This window comes from Lactiplantibacillus sp. ME-2 (genome assembly GCF_022549155.1).
Lineage (GTDB): Bacteria > Bacillota > Bacilli > Lactobacillales > Lactobacillaceae > Lactiplantibacillus > Lactiplantibacillus plantarum.
Map to the genome: position 1 here is coordinate 19,299 of NZ_JAKZEQ010000037.1, position 14,023 is coordinate 33,321.

General features: G+C 45.3%; 13 protein-coding genes and 1 pseudogene. 10 read left to right on the top strand and 4 right to left on the bottom strand.

What is annotated here, in order from left to right; all coding sequences use genetic code 11:
* The first annotated feature begins 97 nt into the window (after positions 1–97).
* Together MMY95_RS12430 and MMY95_RS12435 are read left to right on the top strand one after the other, a co-directional pair.
* A complete protein-coding gene (locus MMY95_RS12430; RefSeq protein WP_003646047.1) occupies positions 98–985 on the top strand; it encodes an ROK family protein in 888 nt (295 codons plus the stop codon).
* A gap of 102 nt (positions 986–1,087) precedes the next feature.
* The gene (locus MMY95_RS12435) at positions 1,088–1,390 is read left to right on the top strand and encodes a winged helix-turn-helix transcriptional regulator (protein WP_003646046.1); all 303 of its coding nucleotides are present in this window, start codon (positions 1,088–1,090) and stop codon (positions 1,388–1,390) included.
* Between the two features lie 82 nt (positions 1,391–1,472).
* Here the strand turns inward: MMY95_RS12435 and MMY95_RS12440 are convergent, their stop codons facing one another.
* A complete protein-coding gene (locus MMY95_RS12440) occupies positions 1,473–2,096 on the bottom strand; it encodes a TetR/AcrR family transcriptional regulator (protein ID WP_033609816.1) in 624 nt (207 codons plus the stop codon).
* A 99-nt stretch (positions 2,097–2,195) separates the two neighbouring features.
* Here MMY95_RS12440 and MMY95_RS12445 point away from each other — a divergent pair, with 99 nt between their 5' ends.
* Positions 2,196–3,119: an amidohydrolase family protein gene (locus tag MMY95_RS12445; RefSeq protein ID WP_003646044.1), complete on the top strand. Its 924-nt coding sequence runs from the start codon at positions 2,196–2,198 to the stop codon at positions 3,117–3,119.
* A 170-nt stretch (positions 3,120–3,289) separates the two neighbouring features.
* Here the strand turns inward: MMY95_RS12445 and MMY95_RS12450 are convergent, their stop codons facing one another.
* Entirely contained in the window at positions 3,290–3,991 is a 702-nt protein-coding gene (locus tag MMY95_RS12450; RefSeq protein ID WP_003642226.1) for a lipase/esterase, read from the bottom strand.
* Between the two features lie 193 nt (positions 3,992–4,184).
* Here MMY95_RS12450 and MMY95_RS12455 point away from each other — a divergent pair, with 193 nt between their 5' ends.
* The 7 genes and pseudogenes from MMY95_RS12455 (at position 4,185) to MMY95_RS12485 (ending at position 10,958) form a co-directional block, all read left to right on the top strand.
* Positions 4,185–4,688, top strand: coding sequence for a DMT family transporter (locus MMY95_RS12455; protein ID WP_241277680.1), 504 nt, complete (start codon positions 4,185–4,187; stop codon positions 4,686–4,688).
* 63 nt (positions 4,689–4,751) lie between these two features.
* Positions 4,752–6,470, top strand: a complete 1,719-nt coding sequence (locus tag MMY95_RS12460) for a collagen binding domain-containing protein (RefSeq protein ID WP_241277681.1) — start codon at positions 4,752–4,754, stop codon at positions 6,468–6,470.
* Between the two features lie 323 nt (positions 6,471–6,793).
* Positions 6,794–8,203 carry a subtype B tannase gene (locus tag MMY95_RS12465; RefSeq protein WP_024002896.1) on the top strand — a complete coding sequence of 470 codons (1,410 nt, stop codon included), beginning with the start codon at positions 6,794–6,796 and terminating at the stop codon, positions 8,201–8,203.
* A 178-nt stretch (positions 8,204–8,381) separates the two neighbouring features.
* Positions 8,382–9,476 carry a PTS sugar transporter subunit IIC gene (locus MMY95_RS12470; RefSeq protein WP_003642221.1) on the top strand — a complete coding sequence of 365 codons (1,095 nt, stop codon included), beginning with the start codon at positions 8,382–8,384 and terminating at the stop codon, positions 9,474–9,476.
* Positions 9,477–9,640: 164 nt separating this feature from the next.
* Positions 9,641–10,391, top strand: a pseudogene (locus MMY95_RS12475) (alpha/beta fold hydrolase).
* Positions 10,392–10,551: 160 nt separating this feature from the next.
* Positions 10,552–10,809 (top strand): bacteriocin immunity protein, encoded by a 258-nt coding sequence (locus tag MMY95_RS12480; RefSeq protein WP_003642219.1) that lies wholly within the window; start codon positions 10,552–10,554, stop codon positions 10,807–10,809.
* Positions 10,809–10,958, top strand: coding sequence for a hypothetical protein (locus MMY95_RS12485; protein ID WP_003642218.1), 150 nt, complete (start codon positions 10,809–10,811; stop codon positions 10,956–10,958). The genes MMY95_RS12480 and MMY95_RS12485 overlap by 1 nt, the downstream gene beginning before the upstream one ends.
* Before the next feature lie 119 nt (positions 10,959–11,077).
* On the opposite strand, the gene MMY95_RS12490 is transcribed toward MMY95_RS12485, so the two are convergent.
* Entirely contained in the window at positions 11,078–12,049 is a 972-nt protein-coding gene (locus tag MMY95_RS12490) for a zinc ribbon domain-containing protein (RefSeq protein ID WP_003642217.1), read from the bottom strand.
* An 18-nt stretch (positions 12,050–12,067) separates the two neighbouring features.
* On the bottom strand, positions 12,068–13,516 hold the full coding sequence (locus tag MMY95_RS12495; protein WP_003642216.1) for a zinc-ribbon domain-containing protein: 1,449 nt from the start codon (positions 13,514–13,516) through the stop codon (positions 12,068–12,070).
* Positions 13,517–14,023 lie beyond the last annotated feature (507 nt).

The window sequence follows — 14,023 nt, forward strand, 5'->3', positions numbered from 1 at the left end:
ACTGTATTTGAAGTTTGACAAAAGAATATACATTTTGTTGATTAAGCGCTATCATTGTTATGATAACTAGTTTAATTGATAAAGGAATGGTAAAACGATGCAGTCATTAGGAGTTATTGATATTGGTGGAACGACCATTAAGTTTGCTGTGTGGCAAGATCAGCAATTAGTTGCTAAGACCAAAGTTACGACGCCCACAACGCTAGCTGAATTTTACACTTTGCTAACCACGCAGGTCGCGCAGATGAAACGCGATTATCAAATTGCTGGTGTAGGCATTAGTTCGCCCGGGGCTGTCAACAAGGCAACTGGAATTATTGAGGGTGCCAGCGCACTGCCGTATATTCATAATTTTCGGATTCAGCCGGAATTACAACGCCGTTTTGAATTACCGGTCAGTATGGAAAATGACGCCAATTGTGCGGCGTTGGCTGAATTGGCGGATGGGGCTGGGAAGCAGGTTGCTAGCCTGTGCTTCTTAATTGTGGGAACCGGTGTTGGTGGGTCGGTCATTGTGAATCATCAAATTTGGCACGGCGCGCACTTATTCGGTGGTGAGTTTGGATTCACGCTCATGAATGACCATCAGATCTTAAGTGAGTTAGGCACCGCGGTAGCTGTTGCGAAGCGGTACAACGCGAGCCATCCAGCTCAACCTGAGCTAGACGGGCAAGCCGTGTTTGAACTGGCTGCCAAGGGTGATGTTGATGCTCAAGCTGAAGTTCAAGTTATGGTTCGGGCCTTAGCGCGGGCCATCTACAACTTACAATACAGCTTTGACCCGGAATTGATCGTGATGGGTGGGGCGGTCTCGAATAATCCGCATCTACTCCCAGCAATCAATGCTGAAATCGAAAAATTGCGGGCAACGGTCAAAATTGCTTCTATAAAACCAGATGTTGTGGCTTGTCATTTCACCGATGAAGCTAATTTACGGGGAGCGGTCGTTGACTTTTGTCAGACGTATCCGGACATTCAAAAATAAAAGTCTGAAAAGTCGATGGCAAGCAAGTTATTCGCATTCCAACGCAAACTTACTTAGAATAGTCATAATGATTATAAATTCTAAGTAAGGAAGTATGGACTGATGGTAATGCGTGATCTAAATATTGGCACGAAAGTCGGGTTAGGCGTGCTCAATGACCGGTGGGCCGCGTTAGTGCTGATCAACCTGAAGGCGGCGCCAACTGAGATTATGAATTTGCGCCAGCGAGTTAGGGGTCTTAGCACGCTTAAACTACTGAATGTTTTAGCTAAATTAACCGAATTAGGATTAGTTGCGACTGCAGGAAACTATCAATTTCAGTTGACGACTGCGGGCGTTAGTTTTCAAAAGCAACTGCATCAGTTGGAAGTGTGGGGCGATCAAATGATCGTGACCATGCACTGAATATAATAAGTATTGACTGTCGTGACTAAAAGCTGGTCGTAATCCACAATTATGGGATTATGACCAGCTTTTAGTTTGGCTTCTAGTTATTATCGTCCCCAAGCGGACGGTCGGAAAAGAGATGGTAAGCCGCGGTGTAGCGGCTCTGAACGATAATGTTGGCGACCACTTCAGGTGGCTCCGGATGGGGTTTAGTCAGCCAGTGCTGAATAATTGTCAGCACGCCACTAAAGTAGATTGGCATGGCGTAGTCAGCCGGAATCGACTGGAAATATTGATGATTTAAGGGCGCCTGCTCAGTAGTGGCGAGTAAATTATCAATGAGACCGGCCTGAAGCTGATCAAGAAACTGTGGATCACCATGGGGGCCAAGCAAGGCCTGAAAACTAGCCAATTGGGTGTTGATATTCGTTGTTAGTTCCAGATAGGTTGGATAAGCATTATGCAGGTCCGGATGAACCAGGGCAGCTTGAATCCCTTGGTTAAGGACTTGCTTTGAAACGGTTGCTTGTTCGATTAAAGCATGTTCGAAAGCGTGAATGAAGTCGTAAATATCTTGAAAGTGACTGTAAAAACTCCCACGACTAACGTGGGCTGCTTTGACGACCATGGTGACAGTCAATTTAAAGATGGGGGTCACTGTCAGTAGTGCTGGGACAGTTGCGAACATTTTCTGTACGGCAAGCGGATAGTTAGTTGTCATCATGTCACCTCCTGTAAATGGTCAATTTGACATCAATTGTACATTTCCAACGCACTCGTTTGGTCTTAGACTATGGTTATTCTAAAAAACGAGGTGCAGATAATGTCAAAAATTGATTTTCATACCCACTATTTACCAACGAGTTACGTTGAGGCACTAAAGCGTCATGTTCCAGGTGATCCTGATGGCTGGCCGACACCTGAGTGGACACCACAGCTTACGCTTAACTTTATGCGTGATAATGATATTAGTTACTCGATTTTATCGTTATCATCCCCACACGTGAACTTCGGCGATAAGGCGGAAACCCTACGCTTAGTTGAAGCGGCTAACGACGATGGTAAAAGCTTAGCCCAGCAATACCCAGATCAATTAGGATACTTGGCGAGTCTACCAATTCCTTATGAACTGGATGCTGTCAAAACGGTGCAACAGGCTTTGGACCAGGATGGTGCTTTAGGCGTCACAGTGCCAACCAACTCACGCGGACTTTACTTTGGATCACCAGTCTTGGAACGGGTCTACCAAGAACTAGATGCTCGCCAAGCGATTGTGGCCTTACATCCAAATGAACCAGCAATCTTGCCTAAAAACGTTGATATTGATTTACCAGTGCCGTTGTTGGGATTTTTTATGGATACCACGATGACGTTTATTAATATGTTGAAGTATCACTTCTTTGAAAAATATCCTAATATCAAGGTGATTATACCGCATGCTGGTGCTTTTTTGGGAATTGTTGATGATCGAATCGCACAATATGCGCAGAAGGTTTATCAGGTGGATGTTTATGATGTGATGCACCATGTTTATTTTGACGTAGCTGGAGCCGTGCTACCACGGCAGTTGCAAACTTTAATGAGCTTGGCTCAGCCTGAGCACCTACTTTACGGGAGTGATATTCCATATACGCCGTTAGATGGCTCGCGGCAATTAGGTCACGCTTTAACAACGACTGATCTATTAACAAATGAGCAGAAACAAGCGATCTTTTACGATAACGCCCATCGCTTACTGACTGAGTAAGTGATGTTAGGATAACTGTTGAATTTTTGGCGTGACCAATATTAAAAACCGGAACACCTGTTAATTACTGGTGTTCCGGCTTTTTTACGTTATTGTTAGCATAATTAGTTGGGCTAATCTGCTGTACGGGTAATGCAAGTAATCAGAACCCTCGTCTAAAAATAAAGTGGCTATGGTGTTGCTGTTTTAGCCATTGTCTGACCGACTGTTGCGGTATATTCACGTTCACCAAGACTGTTGGGATGTAAATTATCTTTGACAAACCAGTTGTCGTTGTCTTGCGCAACGTATAGCCAATCAATGAGATGCACATTGTTATATTTTTTAGCGGCCGCGGCAATCAATTGATTGTTAGGGTCTTGCCAATCTTTGCCTGGAACGCGGGTGTTGACCCAGTAAATCTGGTGGTTGCTGCCAATCTGATCAATGATCCCATCGATTTCGGCGGCACTTGTTGGACCGTTCGTCCCCAAGTTGATCAGCACGTTTTTCTGAATTGCATTATCAGCTTTTAATTGGCTAATGACGGCTGGTGCTTCCGACACTTGGCGACCAACCTTGGCGTTAACGTTAAAATGGTCAAAGATTTGTTTTAAGTCACTCGTGGTGCGGACCATGATTGAATCACCGATCCCCGTCACTTTAAGTTTGCGCAGGACGTGAATTTCACTAGTGGATAATTGATATTTTTCACCAAGGGCACTATCCGAAACGGCGTGTGTAGCGCCCTTAGTTTTAGTATTCCCCGTAATGGCGTTGCCAATACTGACAACCTGTTGCTTAATGGTTGGTGTTGGAATGATTAATGCGCCACCAATGAAGACGACAGCAAAGATTCCGACCAACCAATAAATTAATTTTTGATGTTTCATTTGGCACCTCCATACCCCGCTATAAGATTAGCTTACCACCATTACAGTGTCAATTATGAAATTTATCATAAGGTGCTTAAAGTGGTGTGATGGCAGGTTTGTCAGTCGGACTGTCTAAGTTGAATTTGAAAAGATCATTGGAAAGTCAACTGGTGCTTGTTAGACTAAGGCTAGTGTTTTTGGAGGTGGTTAAATGCAAAAGAAAACGGTGGGACTGTTATTAGCCAGTGCCGGGCCTTTTTTGTGGGGAAGCTCGGGAACGGTGGCGCAACATCTATTTGACACCACAACGATTTCGCCGTTGTGGTTAGTGGCGGTGCGGATGCTAGTATCTGGAGGTCTGTTAATTTTATATGGATTTAGTCGCCGGTTACCGGTCATGGCCGTGTTTCATGACTGGCGGGCAACGGTGCGTCTGATTGTGTTCAGCCTGTTCGGGATGGCTGGCGTTCAATTGACTTATTTTATGGCAATCAGTACTGGTAATGCGGCGATGGCCGCAATCTTGCAATTCTTGTCACCGGTGATGATTATTATCTTTATCACCGCCACGACTTGGCAGCTTCCAGGGAAAGTGGACGTCATTTCTGTGGTCTCAGCAATCGCTGGGACGGTTCTAATCGTCACGGAGGGGCACACTGACTCGCTGGCTTTGCCAGTAATTGCAATTAATCGTTTTATTCACAAATTCTATTGAAAATCCATCTTGCTAGCGTATACTTTTCGATGAAGGATATTATGTTACGAGGGGGATTTTTTTATGAAGTTAAGTAAGCGGGGACTATTCTGGCTACTTGGGTTAGTAAGTTTTGCAATTTTACTACTATTTAGTCAGCCACTAGGGGCCCAAGCCGCGACTAATTATCATGCGAAGGATTACACAACCGCCGCATCGGTCATCAATGGCCCTGATTTTAAGCACGCAGATACTATTCAAATTCAGTATCAAATGAGTTTTGGTGATACGGCTTTCAAAGCGGGGGACACAGTTACCATTGATATGCCGGCTAATTTGGAACCACGGACCGTTGGGGCTACTTTTGATGTGACTGATACTGAGACTGGTACTGTGATTGGCACGGGTGTCGTCGGCGGGAATGGTCAGGTCGTACTGACCATGAATTCGGCGATTGAAGGTAAAACTAATGTTAAGATTGATGTTAACCTGGGAATGAAGTACCGTTATGATGACTTAGGGGAACAAGACGTTGTGTTTGATACCCAAGACGGTCAAGATACATCAGTGATCAATATGGTTGCTAATGAAGCTAATATGTCTAAAAAAGGCACCATTGATAAAGAAAATGGCACGATTAAGTGGACCTTACTTGTTGATCGGCGTGAAATTACCATGAAAAACTTATCGATTGCCGATACCATTGGTGATCATCAGCAAATGATCAAAGGTATTGAAGTCTACAATGGTGAATGGTCGAGTGCCAACACTTACAAGCGACGTGATAAGCTTAGTGACGATGCTTATCAAGTTAACTACAGCGATAATGGTTTTGACTTGAAATTCAACGATACAGTCAGCAACCTAGTTGTCATCGATTACTATACTAAAATTACGGATACAGAATTAATTGATCAAAATTATCATTTTAAAAATAAAGCTGTAATGGAATGGGGCGGCGGCACGTCCGGTGGCAAGAACAGCGAAGAAGCTAACGGTAAGGTCTACGAAAAAGTCGTTAACGGTGGGAGCGGTACTGGCGACTTAAGTTCCAGTTCGAGTTCGAACAGCTCTAGCTCAAATAATTCGAGTGACGTCGATTCCAGTTCCGACGATTCTAATTCTGAAAGTTCAAGCGCTGTGGACTCCAGTTCCGACGATTCTAGTTCTGAAAGTTCAAGCGCTGTGGACTCCAGTTCCGACCATTCTAGTTCGGAAAGTTCGAGCGCTGTGGACTCCAGTTCCGACCACTCTAGTTCTGAAAGTTCAAGCGCTGTGGACTCTAGTTCTGACCACTCCGGTTCTGAAAGCTCGAGTGATGTAAATACTAGTTCTGAGAGTTCTGACAATACGACTACGGAACCAGACAATGGCCATCAGACTGGTGACATTGAAGATCCCGAAGATAATACGGCGGTTTATCCAGATATCGATGAAGATACTGGGACCATCGATGTTGATGGTGGGTTCGATAGTAACTACGATGGGAGTACGACTTCCAACAGTACTAATTCGTCAAAACCATTGAAAGATTCAACTTCGAGTGTCTTTACGAGTACGCCCGCTAACACAACGACGGGCCAAGATGGTGCTGATCAAACGCCAGCAGCGGATAGTAAAAAGTCTAGTGCTAAGACAACGGTATCTGAAAGTGACGCGTTGACCCCATCAACGCCTAACCAAGTTGCTAAATTGCCACAAACTAACGAAGCTAAGATGGACAGTCAAGCGCTTCGTTCAGTCGGCATTTTGTTAGGTGTATTAACGCTAGGTGGCGGTGCACTTATCCGTCATTGGTTTTAAGGCTAACTGATAGCCCTAAAATGATGCACATATAATGTTATTTTTTAAAACGGCCTTCTGTTAATTTAGAAAGCCGTTTTTAGTTAGCGGTCATTTAATAGCTAACTTGAAATAGTTAGATTAGTTAGCAATGGCGACCATGGTCGTTAGAAGGGCTCACTGGTTAACGCACGGCAACATTAGTTTATGACGGGTTCACAAGCGGCTGCTGACTACGTTAATCGTTATTAGTCGCAATTGGCATAACTGGTTGCGCAATTCGATTTGATTTTAACTGGATAATGGGGGTAAAGTAACGAATAGATAGAAATGGAGGTCACAAGATGAGTAACCGATTGATTTTTGATGCTGACTGGCTGGTGCCGGAACAGGTCCAAGTTGCCGGGCAGGCTATTCAATATTATGCTGCCCGTAATATTCAGTACGTTCAGCATCCAGTCGCAGCGATTCAGGTCCTAAACGTCTTTGTACCAGCCGCATACTTGCATGGCAGTTCAGTCAATGGTTATCAGCGGGCAACGGCGCCAATTCTGATGCCGAATACGGTCGGCGGTTATTTGCCAGGACCGGCGGATGATCCGCAACGTGTCACTTGGCCGACGAATGCAGGGACGATTCAACAGGCACTTAAACGCGGTTACGTTGTGGTGGCCGCTGGAATTCGCGGTCGTACGACGGTTGATAAGTCTGGGCAACGGGTCGGGCAAGCGCCGGCTTTTATCGTAGATATGAAGGCGGCAATCCGTTACGTTAAGTATAATCAGGGCCGGCTGCCAGGTGACACGAACCGGATCATCACGAATGGAACGAGTGCTGGGGGTGCCACTTCGGCTTTAGCGGGTGCGAGTGGCAATTCGGCTTATTTTGAACCAGCCTTAACTGCGCTCGGGGCAGCACCGGCGACTGACGATATCTTTGCGGTGTCAGCTTACTGCCCGATTCATAATCTGGAACACGCAGACATGGCCTACGAGTGGCAGTTTAATGGTATTAATGACTGGCACCGTTATCAGCCTGTTGCGGGGACGACCAAGAATGGGCGACCAAAATTTGAACCGGTTAGTGGTCAGCTCACAGTTGAAGAACAGGCCCTTTCGTTGGCGTTAAAAGCCCAGTTCAGTACCTACTTGAACCAGTTGAAACTCACGGCCAGTGACGGGACGCACTTGACGCTTAATGAGGCGGGAATGGGTTCATTTCGTGATGTTGTTCGCCAATTATTGATATCATCTGCTCAGACGGCATTCGATCAAGGGACGGATATTCATAAGTACGCAGGCTTTGTCGTTACTGGAAATCAGGTGACGGACTTGGATTTATCAGCTTATTTGAAGTCGTTAACTCGCATGAAAGCCGTCCCGGCGTTTGACCAATTAGATTTGACGAGTCCAGAGAATAATTTGTTTGGCGATGCAACGGCGAAAGCCAAGCACTTTACGGCCTTGGCACAGACGCGAAGTACGGTGACGGCACAACTAGCGGACGCTGAGCTGATTCAGGCGATTAATCCGCTCAGTTACTTAACGACAACTTCGTCACAAGTTGCTAAGCACTGGCGGATTCGCCACGGTGCGGCCGACCGAGATACGAGTTTTGCAATCCCGATTATTCTAGCAATAATGTTAGAAAATCATGGTTATGGCATTGATTTTGCGCTACCGTGGGATATTCCCCACAGTGGTGACTATGATTTAGGCGATTTATTTTCCTGGATTGATGGCTTGTGCCAATGATTTGAATACGATGAGTGAAAGCGACCAGCGAGGGCATCGTGCCTGGCTGGTCTTTTCGTTTAGTTGGCAACGATAATGTGATGAAAATACGTTGACAATTTTCAAAACACGTGGTTAAATGTAGCTATTCTCATTTTTATCTAATCATATTCTTATTAATTTAAATGGAGGTCTACATATGGAAGCAACTACGACCGCGGCTACCGCGACACATAAGATGAGTACCATGGATTACGTTTATAAAGTTTCGGCAGGTGTTTCTAATGCTATTTTAGTTTGTTTAGGGATTGGATTGTTATTGCAGTCACTCGCGAATTTTGTTCACTGGACGGCATTATACCAAGTCGGTGCGATTGCGCAAGTGTTATTGGGACCGGCATTTGGAGTCGCGATTGCCACGATGCTCAACAGCAACACGTTAGTTACGTTTAGCGCCATGATTTCGTCGACGATCGGGGCGAACGCCGTCTTTTTCTCGCAGTCCGCAACTAACGGCGTCACAGCAACGGGACATACGTTGGCCCAAGCAGCTCAGAGCTCGATCTTTACCACCGGTCAACCGATTTCGGCCGTTGCGGCTGGATTAGTCGCGGTTCTGATTGGTAATTATTTAACTGGTAAGACGCCGCTTGATATGATGTTGGTCCCGTTAGCGGCCACTTTTGTCGGTGCGGTGGTTGGTCTCGGGTTAGCAGCCGTAACGACGCCCGCGTTGGTCTGGCTGAGCAAGTTCATCGCGACTTCGATGAAGGTCAACCCGTTGATCGGTTCGATGGCCGTTTCACTTGCCTGGGCGTTATTTTTAATGACACCTGCGTCTTCGGCCGCATTGGCGGTGGCGGTCATGTTAGATCCCGTCTCATCGGGCGCGGCCTTAATTGGAACAACCGCCCAGTTCGTGGGCTTTACGATTATGTCTTTTCGCCAAAACAACTTGGGGGCCAATATCGCGCAGGGGATTATCACGCCTAAAGTCCAATTTCCAAACTTGCTGGTGAATCCACGGTTAGCGATTCCACCAATGGTTGCTGCGGTTATTGCCGCCCCGGTGGCGACGATTGCCTTTCATTTTTCAACCAGTTACAAGCTGGCCGGCTTAGGATTGAATTCGTTAATTGCACCGATTTCGTTAGCATCGACGAACTTTAACAGTTTTATGGTCTATCTCTTGACTGGGGTGCTGATGCCAGCAGTTATTTCAATCGTGCTGTACCGAATTCTAGTTGCGGCAAAGTGGGTCGAATCGCAGCAGCTACAGTTGGAAATCGTTTGATGTCCAGCCGATATTAAGAGCCTGTTTCTATGACTGATGTGAAGGTCATGGAAACAGGTTTTTTGTATAGTGTTAGCTGTTTGTTCAGGATAGGGTGAGTGCTCAGGACTATGAAATGGGACGTAAATCCACTATATTAAAGGTATGAATAATGAATAAGTGAGATGACATCGATGGAATTTAAGATTAAACGGGATGGGCTGGCGTTACAGGCAAGGTTGGAGACTCCGGCGGCACCGAGCTCAACGCTAGTCATCTTAATGCATGGGTTTACGGCCGATATGGGATATGATACGACCCAATTTGTGCCGCAATTGGCGCAAGCATTAGTTGCTCACGGCTTGGCAGTTCTGCGTTTTGACTTCAATGGTCATGGCTGTAGTGAAGGTCGGTTTCAAGATATGACAGTGATTAATGAGATTGCGGACGCTAAAGCAGTTTTAGATGAAGCGTTGACCTTACATTATGACCACATTGTCTTGGCAGGGCATTCGCAAGGCGGGGTGGTAGCCAGCATGTTAGCAGGATATTATCCAGACGTGGTCGACAAACTGATCTTGATGGCGCCGGCCGCAACGTTAAAGTCCGATGCGCAACAAGGTGTTCTACAAGGTGCGACCTATGATCCACAACATATTCCGGCCTATTTGAATATTCGTGATGGCCTTAAAGTTGGTGGCTTTTATTTGCGGACCGCGCAACAGTTGCCGATTTATGAGGTAGCTCAGCAGTATGCCGGTTCGGTGACATTGATTCACGTTACGGCCGACACGGTGGTCTCGCCACAGGCTTCTGAAAAGTATCATGAGGTTCTATCAGCACAGTCAGTTGCATTGGGTTCAGGACGGTGGCCATCGCTTTAGCGGCGATGCGCGCGCTACCGCGATCCAATTAGCACTGGCCGCGTTTAAATGATGACTTACGCCAATTAATATAATGTTAGGTTAGTTAACGTTGGTGAGTTTAAAGGCGGTGCGGATAAATTAGTTTAATGTTCAATGAAAATAACCTTAATCTTTTACCGGAAGACGCCTATACTAAGAGTAGTTAGTTTTCTGAAAGTAAGGTGTGCAACGTGAAAAGTGAAGTACAGGGAATCATTCAAGATTTATATCAAGAATTAGCACCAACTGCGGCGAATCAAGAAATTCGGGCAGCACTATTGAAGGCACACCAACAATTGAAACAGGCGCCCCAGCTTGATCATGCGCTAATTAAGCGGTTAACGAATGACGTGACTTATAATATTTTTACTAAACAGTTGCGCTTGACGCCAACTGAAAACTTATTGGTTAGTGAGTTACTATCGGTCAGTCATCGGTTGAGTGCGTAATGGCTGAACCAGCGACTCATTTTGGAGGTGGGACGATGCGCCGAATCATCGCAATCGGGAAAGCACTAGTGACGGCCGGATGGTTAATAACGATTATTCTGGTGGGTTACGGTGTTAGCCGTCAGCTCAAGCGGACACTATTCGAGTAGCACCCTGTTATCGGTTACAAATTAATTTGCTCAATCTAATGAATATAAAAAACCTCGTAAATTAACGCATTATCATAAGCGTTAATTTACGAGGCTTTATTTGTGATACCTTCGAACAACTAGTATTGACTACCGAACAAGTTACCAATTTGATTGGCAAAGTCAGTTGCGTGACTGAGAAGTGCAGTCTGTAAATCCTGCAGAATAATTTTATCCATAAAGTAGAACAGCAGGCTAACGACTAGAACCGCAATAAGGGCTAGGTAGACGCGGCTAATTAATGGTTGGGTCACCGACTTGTTAATGACGAAGATCAAACCTAATTGCCAGACAAGGACACTGACACTCAACAGGATAATCGACCATCTGAAGCTAGCCGCAATGGTAAAGAAGTTATCAACACTGAAGTTAACTAGGGACGAAGCAAACCATAATAATAGGTTCACAATAATTGCGTAATTGGTTAACTGACCGAAGCGTTTCATATAGGTCGTAAAGCCGACTTTGGTCCCACGACTGCCAAGTAAGCAAGTGACATAGCCGACAGCCAGGTAGAAGCACATGCCGATTAGGAGACATAAGAAAATCTTTAAGTCGGTGGAAAAAGCTAATTTACTAATATGGAAATAGCTTTGACTGTCATTGGCAGTGGTCAGAAACTTATTGCTAATGGTTACAGCGGCCAACGTCATGAATAGTGCTTCAATGACAAAGGAAATGTAACTAAAATAACTTTCAGTTCGGACTTCACAGCTAGGATTTTTCCAGCTAGCCAAGAGCCAACTAAAATAATTCTTAGCAGATGATTGCAGCTGTTGGACTTGTTGGTTAGTAGCCGTCCGTGTCGTATCAGCAGCTGCTGAACGTGATGCTGCTTGTTTTTCAGCGCTGGCCGATTGTTGTTGATTGGCTGAAGCTGTGCTGGTATGGACAGCTGCTTGCGTCGTTGCAGTCGTTGTTTGGGTAGCTGTGGCTGAAGTGGCGTTGGCCGTTGCCGAGGCCGGTGTCGCTTTGGTTAGATCGTAACCACAGTGGGTACAGAACTTTGCATTGGCAGCAATCTCAGTGCCGCAGTTGGGACATTTTTTCATAAGTTAAATTCTCCTTCATTAATCATCAGAATCATCGGATTTAGTGTACGACCGAATTTTTTGGGCCGGCGTGATTTTAACAATCTTGTAGTGCCCCCCGGTTTTCTCGACCGTCGCGGTGTAACGAAAGACCTGAATGCGTTCATCTTCAGAGTTGGTAAAGTCATATTTGACGTCATAAGTGATCTGGCTTTGTTGCTTAGCTGCTGGAACCGTTGATAAGACAGTCGGTTCATAGGTGACATCGAGGACGTCATCATTGTCGTAGTAGCCCTTCGCCATTTGGACCAGTTCTTTGTAGTCAGTGTTATCGGTACCGTTGACGAAGTAGTCGTCCAAAGTGCGGTCATCGTAATCCGAAGCATCCGATAGGTCACCGGTGGACGTATAACTGCTGACAGCGGTGAAGATACCGTTCAGGTAGTCCGAGGCAGTATCTTTACTCATCACACCAGCAAATTTGAGGTCCACGTCTTGACCCTCAGCGTCACTAACGTTAGTCTGTTTGGCAGTCAATGTTTGTGAACCGGCTTTGTATTTACCAGTCAACATCATGCGATTAGACCAGGGAATATCATTCAGCGCCAGTGTGCCACTGCTGTTAATCGTTCCTTCATTTTCGCCATTGATATAAACGGTGGTATTCGGTGTACCATTAACGGTGAAGGAAATTGTACGTAAATCTAAGTCGTAAGTTTGGCCGTTTGCCCGGAGGTAATAGGTGCCCTTATTGGTAATCTGATGGCCGCTAACCGTTCCCTTGGCAGTCAAGGTGTATGAACCAGGAACATACGGCCCGATTTTATGCTCGTAAGTTGCTTTATTAGATGTTGCGACGTGCTTACCATTAACGCTGAGTGCAACGTTACGGTGGTTCGTCGCCAGTGTGGCATAAACGGAAGTGACTTGTAGTTGATACTTATCGAAAAACAACCAGTCTTTACCGGTTTTAACGAACTGGATACCGTAATCATTAGTCGCAGAACGACTTTTAAGCGAACTAGCCAGTGATGCTAATGATTTTCGATTGTTTTTAAAGTAAGTGACCATCGGCTTGACGCTATCATTTGTAATCTTGAGTGATGGGTCAGTGCTAGTTACTTGCTTCGCTAAACCTTTTCCAGTCTTGAGTGCGGTTAAGTCACGGTCGAGCTGATTGAGCGGTTGATAATAATTCTGTCCATACAGATAGCCGCCAATCAGAATGACAACGATAACGGCAATCAGACCCCAACCCCAAGTTGGCATATGGCGTTGGGGTTGTTGTCGAACCTTGCGCGTCGAACTTGTTGTTGACTGCGCGGTGTTTACTGATGGCGATGGCTGATCAGTGGTTGCGTGCAACTTAAAACCGCAATTAGGACAAAATTCATCCGTTGCGGCCACCGCTTGCCCACAGTTAGGACAAAACGATGCTTGGCCGCGACGATCGTCAGCGGCTTTAAAAAATTGGTGCTGTTTATACATTCCCCGATGCTCCTCCAAAAATAGATTGATTAGTCGACAATAAAAAACTATTTACTGGAGTCTTCACAGTAAATAGCCGCTACTATCAATCGAGTTAAAATTCTGAATAAGACGTGTCACTTGAATATGAATAATAAGTGCTAATCGATGAATAAGGCTATTGATGACTAATCATCGTTAATAACTTAAGAAAGTCTAAAAATTATTAACATATTTTAAAGTATAAACATGATTAAACTGTTTATCAATGTTTACACGGCGTATTTATTTAGTAATGCCCCAGTTTGCACAATAAACGACATGTCACGCACTAAAAATACGACTCGGCTAAATGCTGTGCCGGTTCGTTAGTCATGAATTATGATTGAAACGTGCCAAGTTTAGATTGTTATTCGTCAGCCGTTGCGCGTCCTATTCCGACCTCCGGGGCTGGGTGACAATTGCTGGAACGTAGCCGACGTCGATTTGAGCTAACGCCCAACCCGCGTCATCTCAAATACGAGTCTT

What these genes read in the sequence shown, in the direction of transcription:
- MMY95_RS12470 (WP_003642221.1), top strand. Translation starts at nt 8,382, where the DNA reads ATGGAAGCAACTACGACCGCGGCTACCGCGACACATAAGATGAGTACC.
- MMY95_RS12430 (WP_003646047.1), top strand. Translation starts at nt 98, where the DNA reads ATGCAGTCATTAGGAGTTATTGATATTGGTGGAACGACCATTAAGTTT.
- MMY95_RS12450 (WP_003642226.1), bottom strand. Translation starts at nt 3,991, where the DNA reads ATGAAACATCAAAAATTAATTTATTGGTTGGTCGGAATCTTTGCTGTC.
- MMY95_RS12435 (WP_003646046.1), top strand. Translation starts at nt 1,088, where the DNA reads ATGGTAATGCGTGATCTAAATATTGGCACGAAAGTCGGGTTAGGCGTG.
- MMY95_RS12445 (WP_003646044.1), top strand. Translation starts at nt 2,196, where the DNA reads ATGTCAAAAATTGATTTTCATACCCACTATTTACCAACGAGTTACGTT.
- MMY95_RS12455 (WP_241277680.1), top strand. Translation starts at nt 4,185, where the DNA reads ATGCAAAAGAAAACGGTGGGACTGTTATTAGCCAGTGCCGGGCCTTTT.
- MMY95_RS12440 (WP_033609816.1), bottom strand. Translation starts at nt 2,096, where the DNA reads ATGATGACAACTAACTATCCGCTTGCCGTACAGAAAATGTTCGCAACT.
- MMY95_RS12485 (WP_003642218.1), top strand. Translation starts at nt 10,809, where the DNA reads ATGGCTGAACCAGCGACTCATTTTGGAGGTGGGACGATGCGCCGAATC.
- MMY95_RS12495 (WP_003642216.1), bottom strand. Translation starts at nt 13,516, where the DNA reads ATGTATAAACAGCACCAATTTTTTAAAGCCGCTGACGATCGTCGCGGC.
- MMY95_RS12490 (WP_003642217.1), bottom strand. Translation starts at nt 12,049, where the DNA reads ATGAAAAAATGTCCCAACTGCGGCACTGAGATTGCTGCCAATGCAAAG.
- MMY95_RS12465 (WP_024002896.1), top strand. Translation starts at nt 6,794, where the DNA reads ATGAGTAACCGATTGATTTTTGATGCTGACTGGCTGGTGCCGGAACAG.
- MMY95_RS12460 (WP_241277681.1), top strand. Translation starts at nt 4,752, where the DNA reads ATGAAGTTAAGTAAGCGGGGACTATTCTGGCTACTTGGGTTAGTAAGT.